The organism is Vibrio pomeroyi, from assembly GCF_024347595.1.
Classification (GTDB): domain Bacteria; phylum Pseudomonadota; class Gammaproteobacteria; order Enterobacterales; family Vibrionaceae; genus Vibrio; species Vibrio pomeroyi.
On sequence record NZ_AP025506.1, the window covers coordinates 1,328,438 to 1,349,343 of the forward strand.

General features: G+C 42.9%; 27 protein-coding genes and 1 pseudogene. 16 read left to right on the plus strand and 12 right to left on the minus strand.

All coding sequences use genetic code 11. From position 1 onward, the window contains the following. Nucleotides 1-12: 12 nt before the first annotated feature. From OCV12_RS05900 to OCV12_RS05940, 9 genes are read right to left on the minus strand one after another with little or no spacing between them, the layout of a single operon-like run. Entirely contained in the window at nt 13-504 is a 492-nt protein-coding gene (locus tag OCV12_RS05900) for a hypothetical protein (protein WP_261885596.1), read from the minus strand. After that, nucleotides 455-880 carry a hypothetical protein gene (locus OCV12_RS05905; RefSeq protein ID WP_261885597.1) on the minus strand — a complete coding sequence of 142 codons (426 nt, stop codon included), beginning with the start codon at nt 878-880 and terminating at the stop codon, nt 455-457. The genes OCV12_RS05900 and OCV12_RS05905 overlap by 50 nt, the downstream gene beginning before the upstream one ends. A 7-nt stretch (nt 881-887) precedes the next feature. Further along, nucleotides 888-1,439, minus strand: coding sequence for a winged helix-turn-helix domain-containing protein (locus OCV12_RS05910; protein WP_261885598.1), 552 nt, complete (start codon nt 1,437-1,439; stop codon nt 888-890). A 3-nt stretch (nt 1,440-1,442) separates the two neighbouring features. After that, nucleotides 1,443-2,267, minus strand: coding sequence for a LysM peptidoglycan-binding domain-containing protein (locus OCV12_RS05915; protein ID WP_261885599.1), 825 nt, complete (start codon nt 2,265-2,267; stop codon nt 1,443-1,445). Further along, entirely contained in the window at nt 2,267-3,307 is a 1,041-nt protein-coding gene (locus OCV12_RS05920) for a hypothetical protein (protein ID WP_261885600.1), read from the minus strand. Before OCV12_RS05920 ends, OCV12_RS05915 begins: the two co-directional genes overlap by 1 nt. Further along, complete coding sequence (locus OCV12_RS05925) at nt 3,307-4,005, minus strand: fimbrial biogenesis chaperone (protein ID WP_239848606.1); 699 nt, start codon at nt 4,003-4,005, stop codon at nt 3,307-3,309. The genes OCV12_RS05920 and OCV12_RS05925 overlap by 1 nt, the downstream gene beginning before the upstream one ends. Nucleotides 4,006-4,007: 2 nt before the next feature. Further along, nucleotides 4,008-6,791 carry a TcfC E-set like domain-containing protein gene (locus tag OCV12_RS05930; protein WP_261885601.1) on the minus strand — a complete coding sequence of 928 codons (2,784 nt, stop codon included), beginning with the start codon at nt 6,789-6,791 and terminating at the stop codon, nt 4,008-4,010. After that, on the minus strand, nt 6,788-7,306 hold the full coding sequence (locus tag OCV12_RS05935; protein WP_261885602.1) for a hypothetical protein: 519 nt from the start codon (nt 7,304-7,306) through the stop codon (nt 6,788-6,790). Before OCV12_RS05935 ends, OCV12_RS05930 begins: the two co-directional genes overlap by 4 nt. Before the next feature lie 17 nt (nt 7,307-7,323). Continuing rightward, the gene (locus OCV12_RS05940) at nt 7,324-7,842 is read right to left on the minus strand and encodes a hypothetical protein (RefSeq protein WP_261885603.1); all 519 of its coding nucleotides are present in this window, start codon (nt 7,840-7,842) and stop codon (nt 7,324-7,326) included. 254 nt (nt 7,843-8,096) lie between these two features. Here OCV12_RS05940 and OCV12_RS05945 point away from each other — a divergent pair, with 254 nt between their 5' ends. The 3 genes from OCV12_RS05945 to OCV12_RS05955 are packed head-to-tail and all read left to right on the plus strand — an operon-like array spanning nt 8,097 to nt 9,611. Next, nucleotides 8,097-8,714, plus strand: a complete 618-nt coding sequence (locus OCV12_RS05945) for a winged helix-turn-helix domain-containing protein (RefSeq protein ID WP_261885604.1) — start codon at nt 8,097-8,099, stop codon at nt 8,712-8,714. Nucleotides 8,715-8,766: 52 nt separating this feature from the next. Next, nucleotides 8,767-9,156: a hypothetical protein gene (locus OCV12_RS05950; RefSeq protein WP_239848611.1), complete on the plus strand. Its 390-nt coding sequence runs from the start codon at nt 8,767-8,769 to the stop codon at nt 9,154-9,156. After that, nucleotides 9,147-9,611, plus strand: a complete 465-nt coding sequence (locus tag OCV12_RS05955; protein WP_261885605.1) for a hypothetical protein — start codon at nt 9,147-9,149, stop codon at nt 9,609-9,611. Before OCV12_RS05950 ends, OCV12_RS05955 begins: the two co-directional genes overlap by 10 nt. A 146-nt stretch (nt 9,612-9,757) precedes the next feature. Here OCV12_RS05955 and OCV12_RS05960 read toward each other — a convergent pair whose 3' ends face one another. After that, nucleotides 9,758-10,177, minus strand: a complete 420-nt coding sequence (locus OCV12_RS05960) for a BLUF domain-containing protein (protein ID WP_261885606.1) — start codon at nt 10,175-10,177, stop codon at nt 9,758-9,760. Between the two features lie 306 nt (nt 10,178-10,483). Next, a complete protein-coding gene (locus OCV12_RS05965; protein ID WP_176681569.1) occupies nt 10,484-10,675 on the minus strand; it encodes a hypothetical protein in 192 nt (63 codons plus the stop codon). A 475-nt stretch (nt 10,676-11,150) separates the two neighbouring features. Between OCV12_RS05965 and OCV12_RS05970 the strand changes: the two genes are divergently transcribed. From OCV12_RS05970 to OCV12_RS06015, 10 genes and pseudogenes are all read left to right on the plus strand, one after another. Beyond that, nucleotides 11,151-11,576, plus strand: coding sequence for a hypothetical protein (locus OCV12_RS05970; RefSeq protein WP_261885607.1), 426 nt, complete (start codon nt 11,151-11,153; stop codon nt 11,574-11,576). Nucleotides 11,577-11,844: 268 nt separating this feature from the next. Next, entirely contained in the window at nt 11,845-12,591 is a 747-nt protein-coding gene (locus OCV12_RS05975) for a zinc metalloprotease (protein ID WP_390904561.1), read from the plus strand. A gap of 114 nt (nt 12,592-12,705) precedes the next feature. Next, nucleotides 12,706-13,227 carry a GNAT family N-acetyltransferase gene (locus tag OCV12_RS05980; RefSeq protein WP_261885609.1) on the plus strand — a complete coding sequence of 174 codons (522 nt, stop codon included), beginning with the start codon at nt 12,706-12,708 and terminating at the stop codon, nt 13,225-13,227. A 113-nt stretch (nt 13,228-13,340) separates the two neighbouring features. After that, nucleotides 13,341-13,592 (plus strand): TIGR03643 family protein, encoded by a 252-nt coding sequence (locus OCV12_RS05985; RefSeq protein ID WP_261885610.1) that lies wholly within the window; start codon nt 13,341-13,343, stop codon nt 13,590-13,592. 66 nt (nt 13,593-13,658) lie between these two features. Beyond that, nucleotides 13,659-14,054 (plus strand): DUF3465 domain-containing protein, encoded by a 396-nt coding sequence (locus OCV12_RS05990; RefSeq protein WP_261885611.1) that lies wholly within the window; start codon nt 13,659-13,661, stop codon nt 14,052-14,054. Between the two features lie 51 nt (nt 14,055-14,105). Next, nucleotides 14,106-14,640: pseudogene (locus tag OCV12_RS05995) on the plus strand (GNAT family N-acetyltransferase). Nucleotides 14,641-14,782: 142 nt separating this feature from the next. Next, nucleotides 14,783-15,445, plus strand: coding sequence for a DNA alkylation repair protein (locus tag OCV12_RS06000; protein WP_176681562.1), 663 nt, complete (start codon nt 14,783-14,785; stop codon nt 15,443-15,445). Between the two features lie 71 nt (nt 15,446-15,516). Further along, nucleotides 15,517-16,272, plus strand: coding sequence for a nucleotidyltransferase domain-containing protein (locus OCV12_RS06005; protein WP_261885612.1), 756 nt, complete (start codon nt 15,517-15,519; stop codon nt 16,270-16,272). 151 nt (nt 16,273-16,423) lie between these two features. Continuing rightward, a complete protein-coding gene (locus OCV12_RS06010) occupies nt 16,424-16,933 on the plus strand; it encodes an RDD family protein (protein ID WP_261885613.1) in 510 nt (169 codons plus the stop codon). Nucleotides 16,934-16,963: 30 nt separating this feature from the next. Next, complete coding sequence (locus OCV12_RS06015; RefSeq protein ID WP_176681559.1) at nt 16,964-17,356, plus strand: NUDIX hydrolase; 393 nt, start codon at nt 16,964-16,966, stop codon at nt 17,354-17,356. Between the two features lie 168 nt (nt 17,357-17,524). Here OCV12_RS06015 and rplY read toward each other — a convergent pair whose 3' ends face one another. Further along, the gene (rplY, locus tag OCV12_RS06020) at nt 17,525-17,803 is read right to left on the minus strand and encodes a 50S ribosomal protein L25 (protein ID WP_132763680.1); all 279 of its coding nucleotides are present in this window, start codon (nt 17,801-17,803) and stop codon (nt 17,525-17,527) included. Nucleotides 17,804-18,172: 369 nt separating this feature from the next. Here rplY and OCV12_RS06025 point away from each other — a divergent pair, with 369 nt between their 5' ends. From OCV12_RS06025 to OCV12_RS06035, 3 genes are all read left to right on the plus strand, one after another. Next, nucleotides 18,173-18,901 (plus strand): glycosyltransferase family 2 protein, encoded by a 729-nt coding sequence (locus tag OCV12_RS06025; protein WP_261885614.1) that lies wholly within the window; start codon nt 18,173-18,175, stop codon nt 18,899-18,901. A gap of 14 nt (nt 18,902-18,915) precedes the next feature. Beyond that, complete coding sequence (locus OCV12_RS06030; RefSeq protein ID WP_261885615.1) at nt 18,916-20,223, plus strand: LssY C-terminal domain-containing protein; 1,308 nt, start codon at nt 18,916-18,918, stop codon at nt 20,221-20,223. Between the two features lie 220 nt (nt 20,224-20,443). Next, entirely contained in the window at nt 20,444-20,824 is a 381-nt protein-coding gene (locus tag OCV12_RS06035) for a VOC family protein (protein WP_132763689.1), read from the plus strand. Nucleotides 20,825-20,906 lie beyond the last annotated feature (82 nt).

The window sequence follows — 20,906 nt, forward strand, 5'->3', positions numbered from 1 at the left end:
TTTCTGAAGTTATCAATCTATCTTGGGGTAGCTGCCTTGAATCCTGGCAAATTGAGTCTGTACCTTTTTAAACTGCAGCTCTTCATCGAATGACATGACGACCTTGTGTTCTCCCTGAGCCTTTAACCGAACGTCAAAAAGCCGATTGTTGGCATTGATGAAGTCACGTTTTAACTCCGGGGATAAGTGGTCGTCTACATGTAAGTACCTTGACTCCAAAATAAGAAAATAGAGCGTGTTTTGCGTGAAGCCAACTAACCCCGAGCTCTTTCTCGTTGTGCCGTCAGACAGAATATTCACAAAGGTAAACACACCATTATTGATGTAGACATGCAGCGAACGTTCCGGACCACTTAAAGAGCTCTCAAGTGTGAATTCATACCCGACGAGTTTGATCCAAGGGCTTATCAAAAGCAAAATCGCCAGTAGCAAAGATACCTTCCATAATGAGATTCTACCAGAAGCCCAAATCGCCCCTAAATTGAATGTTTTCGATTTTTTCATGTTCCAACCGTTTTCGCATATAAATTGTATTTTTATCAGAGCTTAGCTGTGCGACATTGATTTTAGATAAGTGCTGAATCGCATCGAGTTTTAATACCTCCCTGTCGTCAATGTTGGGATTAAGAAATTCGTAGTCTTTGTCTAACGAGAGCATGAATACCGTGTCATTGAGCACGGCATAAACGCCATATCCTTTTCTCACTACTTCATGTGGCAGAAACTGAACCGATGAATAAAGACCGTGGAAAAATTGCATGTGGGTTTCGGCATGTCGCTTAGTCTGCCCAGAGTAAATTGAGAACTCGCCGCCAGTGGCATTGATATAGGGAATAGCCAAAATGGCTAAGATAATCAGTAGTGGTCGTTTGAGCTTCATGAAAACCTCAGTTGAAAATCGAGTGATAGAGAGTAAAAGCGTAAGTCCAGATACCTACCGTCAGTATCAGGTCTTCCCAACGAAGCCGCTGGTGCTTGCGAGTGCAACTAGAAATGCCTGGATTAATTCGTTTCCTCTTCGCTCTTTTTTCCACTGATAGAGGGCTTATAGGATCAGTACCTGAGGCTTTGAGTCGTTTATAACTCGCACTCCGTTTGATGCTGGGCAGCTCGCCTTCTCCAACCAACTGAATGGAAGTCGGAATTAACAGCTTGTAGCCATGTGACGGCACTACGCGTATTTCTGAGTCGTCAATGATGGCCTTAAGTTTTTTCCTCAGGTGCATGATGCAGACATTCAACGAATTTGGGCCAACCACACGATCTGGCCAACCCGCCTTTTTCAAGTCTTGACGACTACAAGGCTTATAACTGTTGTCATAGAGAACATGCAGCACATTAAACTCGATGGTGCTCAGAGAGATGGAGTGCAACAGAGTGAGTGGTTCTCCGTCATAGAGTTCTAATGCATCTCGTTTTGAATTTAGATACAACAACATGGCTTAATTACAGTGCTCGCTAGGAAGAAACACGATATCGCCCGCATGAATCAAGTCGATATCTTTGAGATCTGTAAAGCTATGATTGTGCTTTTTGAGTTCTTCAAAACTAATGTGGTGATTGTGAGCAATCTTAATCAGCCAATCGTCTTTTTTAACGATATAGCGAACAGTCTCGCAGGTTTGAGGCTCTACTTCAGCGACAACCTTAGGTTCATACACCGTCACTTCTGACGTAGAAGAGACAGAAATGTCGTCGTACACAATCGGTTCAAGTACTGATTCATTTTGTGTCGGGAAATGGTAGCGCATACCGACACTGAGAACTTGCAGATCTTTTTCTGGGTCATCGCTGAAGATGAACTTATAGCCGAACTTCATGGTGAGCTGTTCGTCGAACTCATACTCTAAGCCGAGTTGGCTGATTGGAGACCATGTATTGCCCTCCAATAACGAACCCGCGCCAGCGTAAAGGTTGTAATGGCGTGACAGTGGGATCGTCCCGAGTAACGAAATATCCGTGCTGTTGAATCTTTTTTCCTCAACTTCTGAATAGGGGAGGTCTGGTTCTTTCATGGTTTTAATGTGTCCGTAAAAGCCAGTGCTGGCTTCGACAGACCACGTTTTGTTTAGGTCGTAACCCAATAGAATTTGACCACCAAATGCGGTATCAGATACCTCCGAGTTTGTTTTGCCTGCGTTCGTGACGTCAGCTCCGATGTAAAACGGAGAAGTGTCGGCCAAGCATAGGTTAGGCAGCATTAAGGCTCCGGCGATAACGTATTTCGTCCTTAAAGCGTCACCGAAAGAAAAAGCCGATAGTTTCATTAGTACAGTTCCTCAAACATCACGGTGAAGTTTCCTGAATAAGTACCGGTTTCAACGTCTGTCGAAGGAATATTCTGGTAGTTAACATTAAGATCGAAATTGATCACTGAGCTCGGTGACTGAATCACATAGCTGGTTTGATTATTGTCGAGTTGATTGACGCCATTTTTAACCCAATCTGTATCCTCACAGCTCGCTTCATTGCATTGGATAGAGTAGGGAATCGATGTCTTACCTGATGCTGATGTCAGCTCAAATTCGTTGGTGAGTAGTGTCATTGATAAGCCAGTACTGAATTGGCCTAGCGCAGTGATATTGAACGTGGTCTGCGCTGAGACAGTATGATTCGTTGTGTCATACACTGGGCTCAATACACCATCGCCTACCACATTGATGCTTTCTAAGCTGTTTGGTGTGTAATCGATATTGACGGTAAAAACGTCAGGCAAAATTCGATAGGTTAGCGCTCCACCCGCAGAGCGGTAGTAGTATTTGATGTCAGCAGGGATCGTTGCCGTGTAGACACCTTTTGCCTGACCTTGAAGTGCATTCAATAGTGAGGCTGTGTCTATGTTGAAGGTTGGGCGATAGAAATAAAACGGCGTGATGGATTGCGGATACTCCAATGAGAAATCCGCACTGCAGCTTTGTGTATCACTATCATGAAGCGTAACGATGTTTCCCGATAATTGAGATTGGCTGCATACCGGTGTCACGAACAGGTTGTCACCGCGCGTGAAAGGGTTTGATGCCGTATTGTATTGCAGACCATTGACTGCTATTGCCGCTTCCACACTCTGACCAGCATTACTGGTTAATGTCATGGTGTCTGGTTTGTCTGTAATAAACGCACTTGGCAAAAACTGACTCGTTGTCGTGAGGCCACTCGCGATAGACCAATCACTCAAGGTGTAGTTATTTCCACCGAGTGTGATGGCGTTTTCAAAGCGTATCTGTTGCCCCTCAATATTGATGTTGAGAGTGGCTGCATAATTTGGCATAGCCGCGAACAGTAGCGACCATAAAACGAGTCGTTTCATTATTTGCTCTCGCTCAGAGTCACATCTTGGCGGTAACTTTCGTCGTGGTTAACAACAGTGACTTTTAGGTCTGAAAGATCGATGTTTTCCGGTAGAGGGTAGTTACGCTCACGGCCAGCTAGAGACATGATCGTGACTTCACAATCTTCTGTTACTTCATCTGTGCATTGATCGACATAGGCACGCACAAAGCTGTTACCTGTGTTGTTGATGTGCAATTGGCCTTGATCTAAAGAAATCGAGTAATCAATATTTTGAGCTTGTGCAGGGATAACAAACAACGGTCGGTAGCCAAAGTTGATTGTCACTGCTGAATTCAGCTTGCCTTCAGGGTCGTATGGCGAAGGTTCAAAGCTGACGAGGTAGTACTGGTCTTCAGTGAAGTCACATTTGTTACCACACAAAGAGCGCACGCCAATTTGCTTTTGACGGTGGGGTTCTAGGATGGTTTTGTTATGAGTCAGCGTGACGTGCCAATCTTCAAAGTTGTTTTCTGAGTATGGAACACGCGTGATCTCGCCATCTTCAACCACCAATTGAGTAATGTTGGATTGGATGAATTCCGTGATCTTGTTGCTGTTAGTTAAAGTGAATACACCGTTTCCGTATTCGTCTCCAACCAATAACATGGTATCGACGTTCATCGCGTTAACAGAGGTTGCAAGAGCAGCAGTCAGTAAAATAGGAAGCTTTTTCATAATCAGTTACCTTTAGGTCGGTTAAGTACAAAGTTGTGCTCTCGTAGCGATTCCGAATTGGCGTAGCGAGCAACATTTTCTATGTGTTGACGTTGTTGATGACTGAGTTGAAGATCCTTATTTACAGTCAGGTAAACAAAAGAAGTACGACCTAGACGAGTGGTAATAAACTCCATCCCGCTGTCAGTCAGTGCATGCAATTGTTCGTTCAGTGTGTTGATGTCATCGAATTCACCGATGTACATCACGTTAATTTCTTCGTTGTTGCTAACCAACATCATTGATTCCATTGGATTCAAGTTTGGTTGGCAGAAGTTAGTACCAAAATTCAGCTGTTTCGCATCGTCGACAGAAGGTAAATAACACTGCTGACCATTACTGGTTAGTGCGAACTGTTGACCTTCTTGTACATCGACTTTATGAATGCCAGACGTAATGCTTGATACGTTCAAACAAGCAGGGCCTTCACATTCAATGTCGTGTACATCGTTGCCGAAAATATCTTTGAATTTGCTGACAAAACTGATCACACGGCTCACGTTTGAATTCAATTCGATGACCGAACCAGGGTGTGTGTATCCTGTTACCGATTGCTGGCCAGTGTTGTGCAAAGCGACGCTCTCGACATCAAGCTCGATGGTTGCGGCTTGGTAGTCGTCTAGCGTAATGACTGCTCGGTCGTCGTAGATGTATTGTTTGTTCATCACTTGGTCATCGGTTCTTACCACCACCAAGCCTTTGGTTTTGCGTTCATCGGCATCAAATCGAATGTTGTTTTGGGTATCGACAACCACATAAGCATCACTTTGTGCTGTAGTGAAACTCACGCTCTCGCCACCAATAATTTGGGTACTGCGTAATGTCGCGTTTAACGCTTTTTCGCCATTGTTCGCGGCGTACACATAGCCATCAGCTTGGTAATGCTCATCCCGTTTAGCTGCATACGCTGTTACATTCGTCACCGCCGCATTAGGGGAGTTAACGTAGTAACTGTTACTGGCAGTAAGTCGTAAATCGGTATCTTGGTTTTCGACTAAATCTTGTGTCTCTAAGCTGTTGGTGTATTGGCTAAAGCCATTCTCTGTGACGGTGAAACCTGTGTTGCCAGTAAGCTTCGACGAAAGAGGTACCGACCAATTGAGAGAGATGGAGAGTTCACCATCGTCCCAATTGGATGTCAGTTGCTCATTGTTAAAGGTGACGTTCAGGTCGAGAGTTGAATCGACAATAAACGGTGCACTTAAACCAGAAGACAGTGACCAGTTACTTAGCGAACTGTTGTATAAATTACTTTGTTCGATGTAATTCACTGAGCTATACCCACGCACCGTGTCACCAATGGTGTAGCTGGTGGAAATACCGAGCTGTTCTTTGTCACTGACACCGTATAAGTATTCTGCAAATGGGTTTTGGTCTGGGTTGTTTAGGCGCTCATAGGTAAAGCCCAAGCTGCCAAGGTTCCAATAACCAGACAAATACCAAGCTTCGCTATCGATGTTCGAAAGGAACATTTCATAGCGGCTATCGAATGGCAGGTAGCCTTTAAAACCCAATTGGCCCATCGCATGTTCGTTGGTCAAAGTGCTACCAATCGCGACCGTCTGTGTGTCCGACCATTTATAAGCCAACCCACCTTGAAGAAATGCCACGCCTTCGAATTCATTAGTTGAAGACATCCCTGATGGTTGGTCTTCGTCACTCTGATAAGTGTCGTTGTTTTGAAATTGGCCTGCGGCGATCGAGTAATCGAATTCGCCAGTATTCAATGTGTCTGTATTCGCGTTGTAAATTCGTACCGATTCAGAAGAGACCACTTGAGTACCTACGGAGATCTCAACGGTTACGTCATAAACGCCATTGGGTAGCTCTGAGTAGCTGATGCTGCCTTGGCCTTCTTGTACAGACTGCTGCACGATGATTTGCTCATCGCGGAATATCTTGAGTACGCCTTGTGTTTGCGCATAGAAGTACAGCGATTGGTCTTCGTTTTTAGCGGTACGGCTTAGGTTCTTGCTCGAAGACAAATTCACGTTTACGTCATGATATTGCGTGCTGTTGAGCAAGAAAGAGGTGCTGTTTAGCGCCAAGCGATCTTGGTGGTAGCCTGCTGTTAAACGCAGGTTTTGGTACTCTAAGTTGTAGTAACCGTAATTCAGTTCAGATGCATCTTCTTGGTTGCTCAGATAGGTATCGACATGAACTGAGCCATAAGGCAGCCCCAAGATGAATTGATCGCTTAAATTCACATTCAAGTTATTAGTAAAATCGCTTGATGTGTACAAGCTTGCGTTGTTAATCAAGCCTGGGTTTGCGTTGTAAGTCGACGCGTAATGCTTCTTGAGAGCTTTCGGTTTGCTTTCCTCAAGCAGTTCTTTGTTCACATAGAGGTACAGCTTGTTCGAGTGATAGTCATAAAATGTGTCATAGCTTTTCGGTGTTAGGCTACATAAGTTCAGGTCACCTTGGCAGTCGACAGTATTCGATTGACCGTGAGTAAACCCAGCGACTATCTGCTTTGCTGTACGCTCATTTAATCCTGATGACATCAGTTCATTTGCAACGGCAGCCGCATCTTCAGGGTTGCTGAATTGCACTGAATCGTAAGTTACCGACATAGGAATCGTCATGTAACGGCCATCAATGTTTTTTATCTCGACATCGCGCTCTTGTTTCGAATAAAAATCTTCAAATCCCGCTGGGATTAAAGTGTTTCCATTAGCAAAAACCAGTTGTGACAAGGTCAACGAACCTAAGATCGTTGTTGTAATAAACGTGCTGTTTTTCACAGTGAAAGCTCCGCTAAAACAGATAACTGGCCTTGGCACAGGTTTGAGCCTGTCGGTAAAGCCCCAAAGGATAAGGTCACGTCGTATTCGCCACCCTTTAGGTCGTCTGATGAGGTATTGAAATCCATCAGAACTGGGTTCGATGAAGTTAAGGGTTGATCCGCGACAGTGACATCGACAAGGTCAGCAGGCGTTGGTAATGTTTGCTTATCAATATCGAAACACTGCGCTGTATTGCCCGTCATGAATAACTGGAACCGAGTCGATTGGTCTGAACTTGGAATATCGGTCTCAACCAATAACTGGGTTGTTGCATCACGGAAAGAGTCGCTTTTTGGATCGACCGTTAATGTCAATGAAGAAGGGGAAAACGCGACCTCTGTAATCTGATAAGAGAAAAAATTCTTTTTATCGATATCGCTCGTTAACTGGAACGTATGAGTTTCTGCATTGGCATAAAAGCTCATAACGCCTGCAGTCAACAGAACGAGAAGTGGGCGAGTTAAGTAATTCACAGTTTTCCCCAAACGACTTAAAGCTGTTCTACGTAGCTGGCAGCCATTTGCACTGAGACAGTAGCATTGCCTTGTACTGGAATATCAGTAATCTCAATGTCATTCTTCACGGCGAGCTTGACATATGAAATGTCAATCACGGTAGGCGTTGCTTTCTGAAGTTCCAAACCGTCGTCGTAAACTTTGATCTCAGCTTGGTCGGAGACTTGACCGTCAAGCAAAAGCTGAGATGTTACGTAAGTCCAGGTAGCTCCAGGTTGTCGGTCACCAACTGTTGCGGTTTCTGGGTCAAACTGACGAGATTCGAGTACCACTTCCGACGATGAGAATGTACCTTTTGAATCAACGTATAATTTGCCTGTTTCAATGTCTCCACCGCCCAAACCAGTGATGATTAGATTAGAGCTTGGAATCGACGAACCAATGTCACCAGACCAAATTACATTAGCGATAGCCGCATCATCTGCCGCGTATACCGAACCAGAAGTCATAGCGAATGCTGTTGCACCCATCACGAAAAAGTTATTAAGTTTCATCTTTGTCACCTATTGTTTATAAATGTATGTATAAAAATAAAAGGTGCATTGGAATCGAGATCACATGCACACTTTCGAGGTGACTGATTTGACTTCAATGGCGTATGAATTGGAAATAAAAGCCCGTTAATAGTGCTTTATACGCAGTTAATAACGTTTAATTTTTTAGGTTTATCACGGTTAACTGACTGATAAATCGTGTTTTATGTTTTTTTAGGCTACTTTTAGTAGGTGGCAGTAATACAGGGAAAAGAATGTTTAAAAGACTTTCTATAGATACAGTAAGAAGAACCATCACTTTGATAGACAGTGACTCTGGGCAGGAGAATCAACCCTTAGAACTGAACCGAAGTGAATACAACTTGCTGTTGGCTTTCTGTGAATCACACGGAGAAGTGATTGATAAGCAGGCGTTGATAGAGAAAGGTTGGCCAGGAAGAGTGGTTGGTGATAACTCTTTGGCCGTTGCTATCATGAAGTTGAGAAAAAAGTTAGACAGTTTAGAGCTTGGGTTTGAAGTGAATAATTTGCCCGGAGAAGGGTATGTGTTCATCAACGCCATGAACATTGAAATTGTTCATGATGAATCTGCAGCAAATAATGAAGCGGTCATTGAGTCTCACGAATTAGGTCATGATAAAGAGACAATTCAAGAGCCCGTTTCTCAGGCAGCTGATGACAATGTAGAAACGCCGATGACGACTCAAGATTCGACCGTGTCTTCCGACTCTAACGTGTTTCAACGTTGGAGCAAAAAGCCCGTTGTTTGGGAAATCACCATTGCACTGTTTATCGGCCTAATCATGTTCTACTTCGTTTATCGAGAAGCCTTCGAGTGCTTTGAGTGTTTCGGCGGGGGTGCTGGTGGTTAGCCTTAAGTCTTTGAGCCTACGGATTGGGCTTTTTATTGTGGTGCTGTTTTTGGTGCCGTGGTTTTTGTCTTTGGGTACTTACTTTTCTGGCTATGCTCACTTTGAAGACGATGAACATGACATTATTTTGAACGCAAAATCTGGCCTTTATAAGACCATCCACAGTTATGAAGGGCAGGTGTATCGAGTGCATCGAGGGATTTATGCATCTTTGGGTGACTCATTGTATTTCTTTTCCTTAGATGGTGATTATGAAGCGAACCTTGACCCCGAGTTTGCAGCCAAGGTTGTGGCGAGCGACTTGGAAAACTATTTTAGAGGTTTAACCCATGTGCGTATCGCTGAGCAAAATGGCAAAGTGATTGGGTTATTGCAGAAAGACGATATTAAAAAGAAGTTCGACCAAGTCGTAATTCAAGGACGGTTAAAAGTATGGGATTAACAAGAAAAACGAAGGTTCTATCCATCATTGTCTTACTTGTATTGCTACTACTTGTACCTTGGGCAAATGCCATGTTTAGCGACTTCAAAATAACCAGTCATTTCGACGATCGTGATGTGACCATCATCGGCTCTCATGGTCGTTTCAAAGCTCAAGCCGCTTATCACGATGGTACTCATGCTGTCGGCACGGGCTATTATGGCACCTTACTTGATACGATTTACTTACTGACAGTGCGTAGTGATAAAGTCGTGGAAGGCAATCCTAACAATCTCAATGCGTTTCTTCGTTCCCACCAAACATTACTGGTTTTTAAGATTAAGCAAGACGAGCAAGGGCAATACGTTGTAAGAAGGCTTGAGGAGGACCCAAGGCTAGGAATGCACGAAAACAAAATTGAGGCCGCTGGATACTTTGGGCCGATTTCATCTATACCAACTCCAGCACCGTTATAGATTGTTGTTTGTATTTATCGGATTATCTTGAGCGTTAGCATGAAACAGAAAAGGCTAGATTCACATCTAGCCTTTTCTGTATCTGTGCTTAGCAACAGAGTGATGTTTGCCCTTCAACTCGCTGGCGATTTGGTTTGGAATACAGGTTATTGAGATGGCAAATTTTGTTTCAGCTCTAGAAGCATTTGATACGCACTTTCTCCAGACATCTCATAAGGGTTGAATTGATCAGATGTTGAAAACTGTAAGTTCACTAATTCGGTCAGGTTTGATTGCGGAATATCGCCCATCGACCAATCGCCAAACTCCCGACAATCTATCTCTTTGAAATACAAGATCATGACTTTCTCGTGCCGTTTATCATTGAGAATATGATTGTAGGTATGGTTAACCGCAGTTCTAGAACCTTCGATACATTGTAGGAAATACTTATCGTTGTGGCTAAGAAGGCCAGTTAAGTGGCTCTGCTTATTACGATCGTGTGAGATCTTGAGAATTTCATCTAAAGCCTTCGAGTCGCAGCTTTCACAAAGCGTACTGACATAGATTAACCGAGTTAGGCGCATAGGCATCACTTCGAATTTTGTTCAAAAGGTACTAATAAATATAAGCCAAGCTCATGGAATTGCTAATTATTGGTAGAATTATCACTAAAGGATTTTTGGGAAAGGATAACAATCAGGATTCGTTAGAAAAGAAGTAGTGGAAATCGGTTTTAGAATAATGGGAGAGTTTATAACTTGATCGTTTCTGAGATAGGAGCCATGAGCAGGCAACTTTCGTTATTTTACTCGTGTATGTTGTCTTTAATAACCATACTTTCGATTAACTATCGTTACCTGCATGTAATCTAGCGCTAGCTTTTAATATCGCTACTTGTTTAAAACCGAAATCGATTCAACGTTTGAAGATGCATCAAATCGGACATTGACCATCACGCTTTCACGCTCAAAAGTCACATCATCAAAATCTGTTGCTGCGATCTTAAATCCATTCTTTGCGAATAGGCTCGTCACCATCGTTCGTTGTTTCTGTTCCATAGCGTATGTCAGTAGTTCGTCCATCGTCATCTCCATTAGGCAACAGTGTGTATAAAGTAACCATACAGACTCCATATTATGAGATCAATTGCTTAATTGATAGGCGCTGTTGATGTCATGCAATGAATGATTTGATCATTCAGCTTGCTAATAGGCGGGTGGCACAACTATGGCAAAGCTTATGGTTAATGGTGGTGTTATGTGACAAGGCTTCAAGCTCTGGAGTGGAAGCTGTTTTTTATCAAAATTGGATAGAAATAAGTGGTTACAAAACGGCTCAACGCTGTTTGTTGTTTTGGCCAACTTCTCCCATGGAGCTAACATCCAAGATGCGTATATATCTATTGGGATTGTAAATGTCAGGTTGGTATTGTCATAAGTATTATTAATTGCATAAGCTTGATTTTAACATTTGTTTGATTTATAAATTCCTCATTCATCAATAGCCTCATGATTATATTAGTTTTTACTAACCTTTAAATAACATGGAGAAAAGGCGATGAATAAGAACCAAGCACGCAATGGGTTAGCGAATTTAATTAGATTTCGTAAGCCTTATAAGGCAACGGATTTTCTTGTCAGCTCTAGTGAACTGCGAGTTAAGAAAGATGTGTATAGCTTGCGTAAGATTAAGCAGTTAGAAATTCGTCAATTGGGCCTTAAAGAAAACGCAATCAATATCGTTTCATTGGCTTTGGTGCTCTCTGCTGCGACTTGGGCGTTTGTACCTCAGTTTGGCTTGCCAATGCTTGCACTGACTTTTATTTTGGCTTTTGTTTCATGGCGAAAATACGAGTTGCGTGCAGAGTTTAAAGGGGCAGACGAAACCGGCGATCATTGGGTGTCCGTGGCTCGTGGTTGCACTCGAGAAGAGTTCAAAGTGTTGAAAAATGTCGAATTGGCATTACGCGACCAAGTTTCTTAGTAAACAGGGTATCGCAATACGTTAGGTTCAATAATAAATAAGGCTCGTCATCAATTGGCGAGCTTTTTATTTTCTGAAAAACATCGATAGAACAAGTTACTTTGAGAGACCACTCTTATATGTGTAATAGTGATTTTTATAAATCTTGAGTCACGGCATTTATAGTGTTCTTTAAGATTTTGAACTTAGGGAGAGGGTGGCGGTGAATACACAAGTAAATAAGAGTTTCTTAAAAAGGCTCATCCGGGTCGTTGGTTATGTTCTGATTATGGTGTTGAGCTTTAGCCGATTTTCCAATGCTCAAACCATAGAGCTTCCTACTTGTGCGCAGAGTGAAGTTTTGAATACAGAGATCCACCTTTATGTTGATGAATCTGTGTTAGCCGAATATTCCCAAGAATTTATAACCTCTAAGATAGCGACATGGGAAAGCTATTCAAATCTGGTGTTGAAGAACTCCTGCATTCCTATGACGAGAAAAGTAACCATGGTGACTTATAGCTCGGTAATCGATAGCCTCTGGTTTCAAGACTTGAGCGCAGCAGAGAGGTTATTAAAACTATCGATGGAAGAACCGATTCCTGAAACAACAGAGGAAGGTGTTCCCATTTTTAAAGGGATAGTATTTTCTAACTATAATTCTAGTTTCGAGTCTGATTATTGTGGTATCTCATCTCCTGTATCCTATTTTTTCTCTTTGGCTATAAATTGCCCAGACTCGACAATGGAACATGAAATTGGCCATTTGAGTGGTGCTAATCACGACTACAAAACGTTATTGAAAGACTCTGGTAGCATCGAAAGTTACATTTCTGGATCGTACCCAAGAGTTCCTCAATATTCCTTTGGCGCAATTTGTGCTGACAGAGGCACAGTGATGTCTTATGAGCGAGATGTTATACCTGCTTATTCCAGCCCGGACATCAGAGTGGATGGCATAAAGTGCGGGGATAGCAAACACCACAACAATGCGAGAGTGCTTAGAGAATTCGCACAAGCTTATTTAGTCCAATAGCGGATCGTGATTAGTTTGGCAGTCATCCGACTGAGTTACTTCATTCTTAATGACTGTTATGGTTAAGATCAATCCCGCGGTAATCAAGACCAAGATCTAAAGCAAGGAGAGCGAATGCAAGTAACTATCAGACCTGCAATACCAAGCGAACTAGCAGCCATTTATGCCTTGGTTATCTCAAACGATGAGTGGACCAAGTTTAATGGCCCTTATTTCCCATACTCTCATCCATCATTAGAAAAGTTTGAAGAACATTCTTTTCAACGGTTGCTTGATGGCGACGATATGCAGTTGGTAGTGGTCGATGGTGTGCCAGCTGGAACCGTGAGTAGCTACTGGGAATGCGAAGAGACACGTTGGCTCGAAGCTGGCGTGGTCATTTATAACTCAGATTACTGGGGTAAGGGCATTGCAGCATTGGCACTTCCGCTCTGGATTACTTACTTATTCGAAAACAAACAGATAGAGCGTGTAGGGCTAACCACTTGGTCAGGTAACCCGCGCATGATGTCTCTGGCTTTGAAATTGGGTTTCCAGCAAGAAGCAAGGCTGAGAAAGGTGCGCTATTACCAAGGCGAGTATTATGATTCGGTAAAATATGGAGTGCTGCGCTGCGAGTGGCAGGAGAGAGGATAGCGAAAAACCTTTGTTTTTTGCCAGGTGATTTTTTAGCGATTCAATGATAACGCTTTGATCTAAAAAGTGAGAGATAGCGTACTTCTTCCCAGTTTCTAAAGGATGAGTATGCAATGAAGTTATCGAAAGAGAATGAATCAAGAATTATAGAAATGGCGTGGGAAGACAGAACCCCGTTTGAGGCGATTGAGTTGCAATTTGGTTTGAATGAGTCACAAGTGATTCGTTTTATGCGGAGCCATATGAAGCCTGGTAGCTTCAAATTGTGGCGCGCTCGCGTCGCAGGTCGTGCGACAAAACATGTAAAACTTCGTAGCTCTGAAGTGTCGAGAGGTTATTGTCCTTCTCAATACAAGCATCGTTAAATAAGGGCTTATTTATCCATCAATTCCAATGAATACCTCAATATGGAAACGACAGGAAGAAAAGGAATGAGACATTTTTTTACTTTAGTTTTGGTCACACTTTGCATTGGTGTTGGTTATGTTCAAGCCAACGATGTTCGTCTTAAGCAAGCTTATGAGCGTCACCAAAGCGATGTACAAGTTCGTGGCTCTGGTACCGTTTTTCGAATACTTCCAGATGATAATAAAGGTTCTAGACATCAGAAATTCATCTTACGTTTGGACAGTAAACAAACCGTGTTAGTCACGCACAATATTGACTTGGCTCCTCGTATTCAAGATATAAGAAAAGGAGACCGAGTTGAATTCTATGGTGAATACGAGTGGAACAAGAAAGGTGGTGTGATTCACTGGACTCATCGAGACCCTAATAACAGGCATGTCCATGGTTGGTTAAAACACAATGGGAACCTATACGAGTAAACACCTTCGAGACTTATCCTTCCATGGCTATAAGACAAAAAAGGAATTCTGATGTTCAAACTGGAAACTGATAAGTTGGTTCTCCGAGATATGACGCTCGAGGATAAAAGCGCGTTTGTCGCTATGTCACAGGATGCGAAATATCAGCGCTTCTACGATGAGACTGATTGTGAGCCTAGTAAGTATCAACAACTCACCCAATTGTTTGTTGAACAGGCTGAGGAAGATCCTCGGCAGTCCTATCAATTAGCTGTTGAAAGTAAAGAGTCAGGGAAGTTTATCGGAACCATGTGTTTACGCCTTGAAGATAACCAGCAAGCTTCAATGGGCTGCGCTTTTGCGAGAGAGATTCAGGGGAAAGGGCTACCTATAGAAGCGACTAAAGCTCTGGCTGAGTTTGGGTTTTCAGAGTTAGGGGTTCATCGTATTTATGCAGAAACCATTGGTGATAATCTAGCAGCTATAAGATTGTAAATCACTCGGGACGAGACAAGAAGCGTGTTTTAAAGAGCACAGGTTCTTCAAAAATAAGTGGTGGGATACAGTCGTATTCGCGATTCTTAGTACTGAATGGGAAAGGTGCTGAAATACCCAAGCGTACTTATCTAATTTATTAACCATTGATTCTTAACATGTGGCACTTCCTTAGTAATTTAAAAAATTACTAATACTTCGAACTTTAGGCTTTGTTGGCTAGTCACTTGTAACTTTATGGGGGTACTTCTTTAGTGGATATAGTGGAAACGGTTAATCGGCATCTTTCAGAAGTTGGCTATCCGAAAGCAAGCATCAAAACAGGTCAGGTTCGAACCATATCTGCTCAGACTTTTAAGGCTATTGAAGATAAAGACATCTCACACGTGTTGTCTTTGTGCACTCAATTATTAGAACAAAGAGACTGGGCACTAGGTGTTATCGCTTACGATTGGGCTTTTAGGGTAAGGAAACAATATTCAAAAGACACGTTCCCGATCTTTGAACGTTGGTTAAAAGAGTTCGTCACAGACTGGAACGATTGTGACGACTTTTGTACTCATGCTTTTGGGGATTTGTTGTCTCAGTATAATGATTTGTTCGATCTCACAATCAAATGGGTCGAGCATTCGAATTTTGCTGTACGTAGAGCCGCTGCTGTCATCTTAATTTATCCAATCAATCAGAATCGATACGCCGCGTTGGATCCGTTTCGCGTGGCGGATCTATTGCTCGAAGATAACCATGACTTAGTACAGAAAGGCTATGGTTGGATGCTTAAAGTGCTCAGTCAAAAAGAGCCTGAATTGGTTGTTCGTTATTTAAAGGCTAACTATGCAGTAATGCCAAGAGTGGCATTTCGCTACGCGATTGAAAAGTTGGATGATAAAACTAAACGAGAGCTCATGTCACTTTGACCAATGGCATACCTGAAATCATTATCAGAATTCTGTGTGATTAATTATAACTATTCAAATAGGAACTCTAGGTGGAAGAGCAAGCTAAAGGTCTCGACAAAGACGGGTTCATCGAAAATCTATATTCATCTAAGAATATCGCACCCGAATTCCAAGGTGTGGTGAATGCTGTTATTGACTCGCTGTTAAGTGGCCTTCCGAATCAAATTGATGGTATCTACCTATACGGAAGTGTGCCGAGAGGAACGGCGGTTGTTGGTCACTCGGATTTGGATGTTTCTATCGTACTCAATACGCCTATTGGTCAAAAAGAGAATCGACTATTTCAGCACCTTTCTGACACCATTCCCAAAACATATCCCCAAGTCAGTAAGCTTGATATCGACCCTGGCTCACTTTCAGAAGTTCTGCAGCCACAAGAAAAATTCCATTGGCAGTTTTGGCTCAAGCACTGTTGCTGTTGTGTTTGGGGTAATGATCTATCTATTGATTTTCCACGCCACAAACCTAGTCGTGAAATAGCCCTAGCGCTTAATGGTGACTTGTCTACTTTTCTTGAGCAAATGAGTCTGGCCTTTAAAACAATGACCGATGCGGATGTCGCTAAGGTTATTGGCAAGAAGTTAGTGCGGGCGGCGTACTACTTTGTCGCTGAGAAAGACGACAGTTGGTACACCAACCTGAGCCAGTGTACTGCAGTAGCCAAGCGTTATTATCCAGAACAAAGTGACGATATTGAATTAGCACATCAATACGCTCTCGGGCAATTAACCTCTAAAGCTAAAGCCTTGGAGTTGTATGAAAGACTAAGCAAGAACTTGTCGTGAGCGTTAGTGAGCCTGCAAATCGGTGGGGTAAATCATTGGCATATGCATGCCGCTTCGCATTTGTTTTATAAATCATAACTAGTTGAATGTATTAAAAACTGATGTGTTGTAGGGTCTGTGCTTTATTGCCAATAGAGACTAAGGAACAAGAATGTACGTCGATAAGTATTCAAATTTTTGGAGACGCTTCTTTGCTATCTGGATAGATTCAATCGTATTTATACCTTTGGAGTGGATAGACGATTACGTGTTTTCTGGCGTGATAAATTCCGGTGGTGTGTTTGCTTGGGGAGTTGCGTATTCACTAATTGGGATCGCTTACTATGTGGGTATGCACGCCAAATACGGGCAAACGATCGGTAAGATGATCACGAGAGTAAAAGTGGTCGATGTATCTGAAAGTCGAAACCTAACTCTCAAACAATCTTGCATGAGAGATATTGTCCCAATCATGTTTATTCCTTTTCAAGTTTACTCTTATGCACAACTGTCGTTCTACGGCCAAACCTGGGAAAGTTTAGAACAAGGTCGAGCTTTTATTTTCGTTGGTTATGTGGCGATTGGCTGGGTTCTTTTAGAGTTCATTTCCATGTTGTTTAACCACAAACGCAGAGCGATTCACGATTTCATTGCGGGCTCTGTTGTCGTAAGGAAAGTCTAAATATCTAAATTATGGCTTAAGGAAAAATCTATGGATGTCCATGAGTGTGTCTCTTTTATCTTGCTGGACGAATCACATGTATTGCTGGAAAAGCGCAGCGATTCTAAGGACACTGATCCCGGCTTGGTCACTATACCTGGCGGACATATAGAGCAGGGTGAAAATCAAGTTCAGACATTGCTTAGAGAGCTAAATGAAGAGCTAAACGTTACTCCAACTGAATACACATTCTTATGTTCACTTTACCACCTAACAAAAGAGTTACAGTTGATTCATTACTTTGTGGTAACCCAATGGCAAGGTGAAATCACAGCACAAGAAGCAGACAGCATCGCGTGGCATCCATTGGATTCCGCGCCTGTTGGTATCATAGCTGATGGTGTTGCTTTGAAAGAATTGGAGCGAGTGGGGATGTTTCTCTAACACTGCCGTGATAAGAGGCTTTACGACGTTTTTGAGGGCTCAGAAACGGTGAAACCCCGATGTTGGTAGCATCGGGGTTTCGAATTTCTAGATTTCTCGACTGGTAAGATCGATTATCTTTTCTATGCAGAAGGCTGGATTAATCCAATCTTATTCCTTGGTAGGGAATTAGATGCGGATGAAGTCCATGTGCTCAACTTTAGGCTTGAACGCGTGACGTTGAACGTCTTGTGGCTTAACCTTAACTTCAGCGCCGTCAATCACTAGAGTGATTGCTTCGTAGAACTCAGGCTTGTCCATTTGGTTGATCACTTCAGCGTGAACAAGTTCGATAGATACAGCTGCTGCTTCACCACCGTAGATTACAGCTGGGAATTTACCAGCGTGACGTAGGCGGCGGCTCGCACCTTTACCTAGTTCAGTACGTACTACTGCTTCAAATTTCATAGTTTTACTCTCAAATTAGTAAAAATTAACTTCACACCTCAATGCGACCTTGAGTATGTGGTAATGCTTAGGCATAAACGAGTTCATGCTCAAGCGAGCGCGGATACTAACATCACATTCGAATATGAGCAAGTAAGAAGCCCATCACAAAGTGAATTTCCTTCGATAATTGGCTCGTTTGTAGATAAAACGCTCGCTAGCCCTAATTTATCCCTTTTTTGCTGTTCCTGTATCGCTATTTGAGCTCATTTATATTGGTGCGAAATCATCGAGTTAATGAACGGAAAATGAATGTTCACCTAAGGCTTGGTTAATGCTTGGTTGGGTAACCTTAGTGTTAATTAATCAGCAGAATGAACAGGTGAAAACATGGAACCAGTAAGCATTGTCGTTATTACATTAAACGAAGAGAAACGCATTAGCCGCTTGATGGAAGAGTTGAGCGTACAAACCCACCAAGAGTTTGAAGTGATTGTTGTCGATTCAAACAGCGAAGACAACACAAGAGAAGTTGCGCAGGCTTATGAAAGCGCACTACCAAAACTTACCGTCCATCACATGCAAGAACGTGGCGTAAGCCTTGGTAGAAATACAGGTGCAGCTTTAGCTCAGTACAACAGAGTCCTTTTCTTGGATGCAGACGTAAGCTTGCCTCGTAACTTCCTCGCTAAAGCGCTTTACGAGTTAGAAGAGAAAAAGCTAGAAGTCGCTGGTGTGTACATGAGTTCAAAAGGGCTGCCATTGGTGCATAAGTTTGGCTATGGGCTATTTAACGCAGGTCTGTTTGCTACTCAGTTCTTTTTCCCTACCGCGATTGGTGCGTGTATTTTCTCGACCAAGCGAGCGCATGATGAGATCGGCGGGTTTGATGAGGAAATTGTATTGTGTGAAGACTGCGACTACGTAAAGCGAGCGAGCAAAACGTGGCGATTCCGATTCTTGAACATGACGTTTGGCTTTGACCCACGTCGTTTAGACCAAGATGGTGTCGTGAAAACAGGCACAACTTATCTTAAAGCCAATGTAAGACGCTTCTTTAAAGGCGAAATGCGTAACAACGAGATGAACTATAAGTTTGGTCACTACAAAGAACAGTAAGGGCTGAGGTTGTTATGTTTGATGGACTAGGGTTGTTTTTGGGTGCATTAGGTGATGCACTCATTGGCCCGAACCTATTTGTACCGGGAGAGCCCTTCTTTATTGCTGCGGGTTTTCAACTGTATTCAGGTGCATGGATGGCGTTGGTGATGGTGATGTTGGGTGGCTTTATTGGCGATCAACTCAGTTACTTCATTGGCTCAAAGTGGGGGGCTACTGCGCAAAAGAAGCTTATTAAATTTCGGCCAAAAACCAAAAGGCTGATCGCTCGGTGTCGTTACCTCATTGCTAAGAAGGGAACGTATATTATTGTGGCTGCGCGCCTGTTAGGGCCGATTGCTTGGGTAGTGCCTTTTATCGCAGGTTCTCATCGTGTTAAATGGAGCAGTTTTACACTGTTCTCTTCGATAGGTTTGTTGCTTGGTGGCGGTCAATTTGTTGCTTGGGGCATGTTGTTAGCACACGGCGTTGAACAGTTTCCTTTACTGAGCGCGGTTAAGGTTTTTCTCACGGAACATCAAAGCTTGTTGATTGGCTTAGTGGCGGTGTCTGTTTTTATCGTCATGGGTTACAAACTTAAATGGCGAAAGCTAACGTTGAAAACCAGTGCCTTTTTAGTCGCTTGGTTATGTTACGCAAACTATGCTCATTTCTTCTGGAAGGCCGATGACTTTCAAGCTCAACAAACATCGGCACAGGTGAACTCTGTCGACCTACAACAAGTGACTTACAAAGCATTTCCTGGGCTGTCTCCTATTTATGACGCGCAAGCAATCAATGTCGTGTATGTCGGGGAATCGCCACGTGAGCTAATGAATCAACTGGGTTGGATTGAGAACCAGACTTTCTCTCGAAACGAGATCGAGTGGACTCATTACCTTGCTCTGCTTAAAGATAAGACGCCGCCCGTGTCTGACCTGTATTGGCGTAATCAACCACAAGACATGGCGTTCCAACTGCCGGGAAACTTGATGAAAAGAAGCCACATACGCTGGTGGAACGCTGGGCTAGACAGCAACAGCAATCAACCTAAGTGGTTAGGAGCAATCAGTTATGATGATGGTTTAAAAGTGACACCGTATTCTGGGATTGTCACCATACTTCATAAGATTGACCCGAATGTCGATGAAGAGCGTGATAGGTTGGCTCTGCAAATTAAATCGGCTTACCCAAGCATCGAACTGGTCAATTTGCCTCTCGCCAATGCTGAAGCAATGAATGATCAACATGACTACTACACCGACGGAAAGATCTTGGTCATCGGTGCAAGCTCGTACAGTAATGAGTCACAAACCTTAGATGTTGCGGTTAATGATATCTAGCCTTTAGGTTTTTTGAACTCTTTCTTATACCCGTCTAATAGGAACCCTGTTTGAATGCCAAATTCAACAGGGTTTGGTCGTTTCTGTTTGTTCATCTCTATCTATTTTGTTCATGCGGACTGAAGCCAACACTCTCTTTCAGTCATCTCCCAACTCTAACTTCGCCAACTTTGTCTATCCTAATTAAGGGTGAACAAGGGCGAAAGCTAAGGACAAAGTGATGCAAATGAATCCGGTTGGTTGGTTTGAAATCTATGTCGACGACATGGCGAGAGCAAAAACGTTTTACGAAGCGGTGTTTAAAGTGACGTTGGAGAAGCTAGATAACGAAACGGGCATCGATATTGAAATGTGGGTGTTTCCTTGCGAGATGGAAAAATACGGCGCGACAGGAGCCTTGTGTTCCATGCCTAACGTAAAGGCGGGAGGTAATAGTACTATGGTGTATTTCTCTTGTGAAGACTGCGCGACAGAGGCCAGTTTAGCGGCAGCGAATGGTGGCGTTTTGCAAGTACCCAAAATGGCGATTGGACAGCATGGTTTCATTAGCGTTGTTATTGATACCGAAGGCAATGTCATTGGTCTGCATTCGATGAGCTAACCCAGTTTGAGTTATAACCATATCAAGATAAATCAGGAGTTTGCGATTGATATGCAAACTCCTGATTTTTTATTGAAGGGCT

Excerpts from the sequence above, each read along its gene's own strand:
- OCV12_RS05900 (WP_261885596.1), bottom strand. The coding sequence starts at position 504 with ATGAAAAAATCGAAAACATTCAATTTAGGGGCGATTTGGGCTTCTGGT.
- OCV12_RS05905 (WP_261885597.1), bottom strand. The coding sequence starts at position 880 with ATGAAGCTCAAACGACCACTACTGATTATCTTAGCCATTTTGGCTATT.
- OCV12_RS05910 (WP_261885598.1), bottom strand. The coding sequence starts at position 1,439 with ATGTTGTTGTATCTAAATTCAAAACGAGATGCATTAGAACTCTATGAC.
- OCV12_RS05915 (WP_261885599.1), bottom strand. The coding sequence starts at position 2,267 with ATGAAACTATCGGCTTTTTCTTTCGGTGACGCTTTAAGGACGAAATAC.
- OCV12_RS05920 (WP_261885600.1), bottom strand. The coding sequence starts at position 3,307 with ATGAAACGACTCGTTTTATGGTCGCTACTGTTCGCGGCTATGCCAAAT.
- OCV12_RS05925 (WP_239848606.1), bottom strand. The coding sequence starts at position 4,005 with ATGAAAAAGCTTCCTATTTTACTGACTGCTGCTCTTGCAACCTCTGTT.
- OCV12_RS05940 (WP_261885603.1), bottom strand. The coding sequence starts at position 7,842 with ATGAAACTTAATAACTTTTTCGTGATGGGTGCAACAGCATTCGCTATG.
- OCV12_RS05945 (WP_261885604.1), top strand. The coding sequence starts at position 8,097 with ATGTTTAAAAGACTTTCTATAGATACAGTAAGAAGAACCATCACTTTG.
- OCV12_RS05955 (WP_261885605.1), top strand. The coding sequence starts at position 9,147 with ATGGGATTAACAAGAAAAACGAAGGTTCTATCCATCATTGTCTTACTT.
- OCV12_RS05960 (WP_261885606.1), bottom strand. The coding sequence starts at position 10,177 with ATGCGCCTAACTCGGTTAATCTATGTCAGTACGCTTTGTGAAAGCTGC.
- OCV12_RS05965 (WP_176681569.1), bottom strand. The coding sequence starts at position 10,675 with ATGGACGAACTACTGACATACGCTATGGAACAGAAACAACGAACGATG.
- OCV12_RS05970 (WP_261885607.1), top strand. The coding sequence starts at position 11,151 with ATGAATAAGAACCAAGCACGCAATGGGTTAGCGAATTTAATTAGATTT.
- OCV12_RS05975 (WP_390904561.1), top strand. The coding sequence starts at position 11,845 with ATGGTGTTGAGCTTTAGCCGATTTTCCAATGCTCAAACCATAGAGCTT.
- OCV12_RS05980 (WP_261885609.1), top strand. The coding sequence starts at position 12,706 with ATGCAAGTAACTATCAGACCTGCAATACCAAGCGAACTAGCAGCCATT.
- OCV12_RS05985 (WP_261885610.1), top strand. The coding sequence starts at position 13,341 with ATGAAGTTATCGAAAGAGAATGAATCAAGAATTATAGAAATGGCGTGG.
- OCV12_RS05990 (WP_261885611.1), top strand. The coding sequence starts at position 13,659 with ATGAGACATTTTTTTACTTTAGTTTTGGTCACACTTTGCATTGGTGTT.
- OCV12_RS06010 (WP_261885613.1), top strand. The coding sequence starts at position 16,424 with ATGTACGTCGATAAGTATTCAAATTTTTGGAGACGCTTCTTTGCTATC.
- OCV12_RS06015 (WP_176681559.1), top strand. The coding sequence starts at position 16,964 with ATGGATGTCCATGAGTGTGTCTCTTTTATCTTGCTGGACGAATCACAT.
- rplY (WP_132763680.1), bottom strand. The coding sequence starts at position 17,803 with ATGAAATTTGAAGCAGTAGTACGTACTGAACTAGGTAAAGGTGCGAGC.
- OCV12_RS06025 (WP_261885614.1), top strand. The coding sequence starts at position 18,173 with ATGGAACCAGTAAGCATTGTCGTTATTACATTAAACGAAGAGAAACGC.
- OCV12_RS06030 (WP_261885615.1), top strand. The coding sequence starts at position 18,916 with ATGTTTGATGGACTAGGGTTGTTTTTGGGTGCATTAGGTGATGCACTC.
- OCV12_RS06035 (WP_132763689.1), top strand. The coding sequence starts at position 20,444 with ATGCAAATGAATCCGGTTGGTTGGTTTGAAATCTATGTCGACGACATG.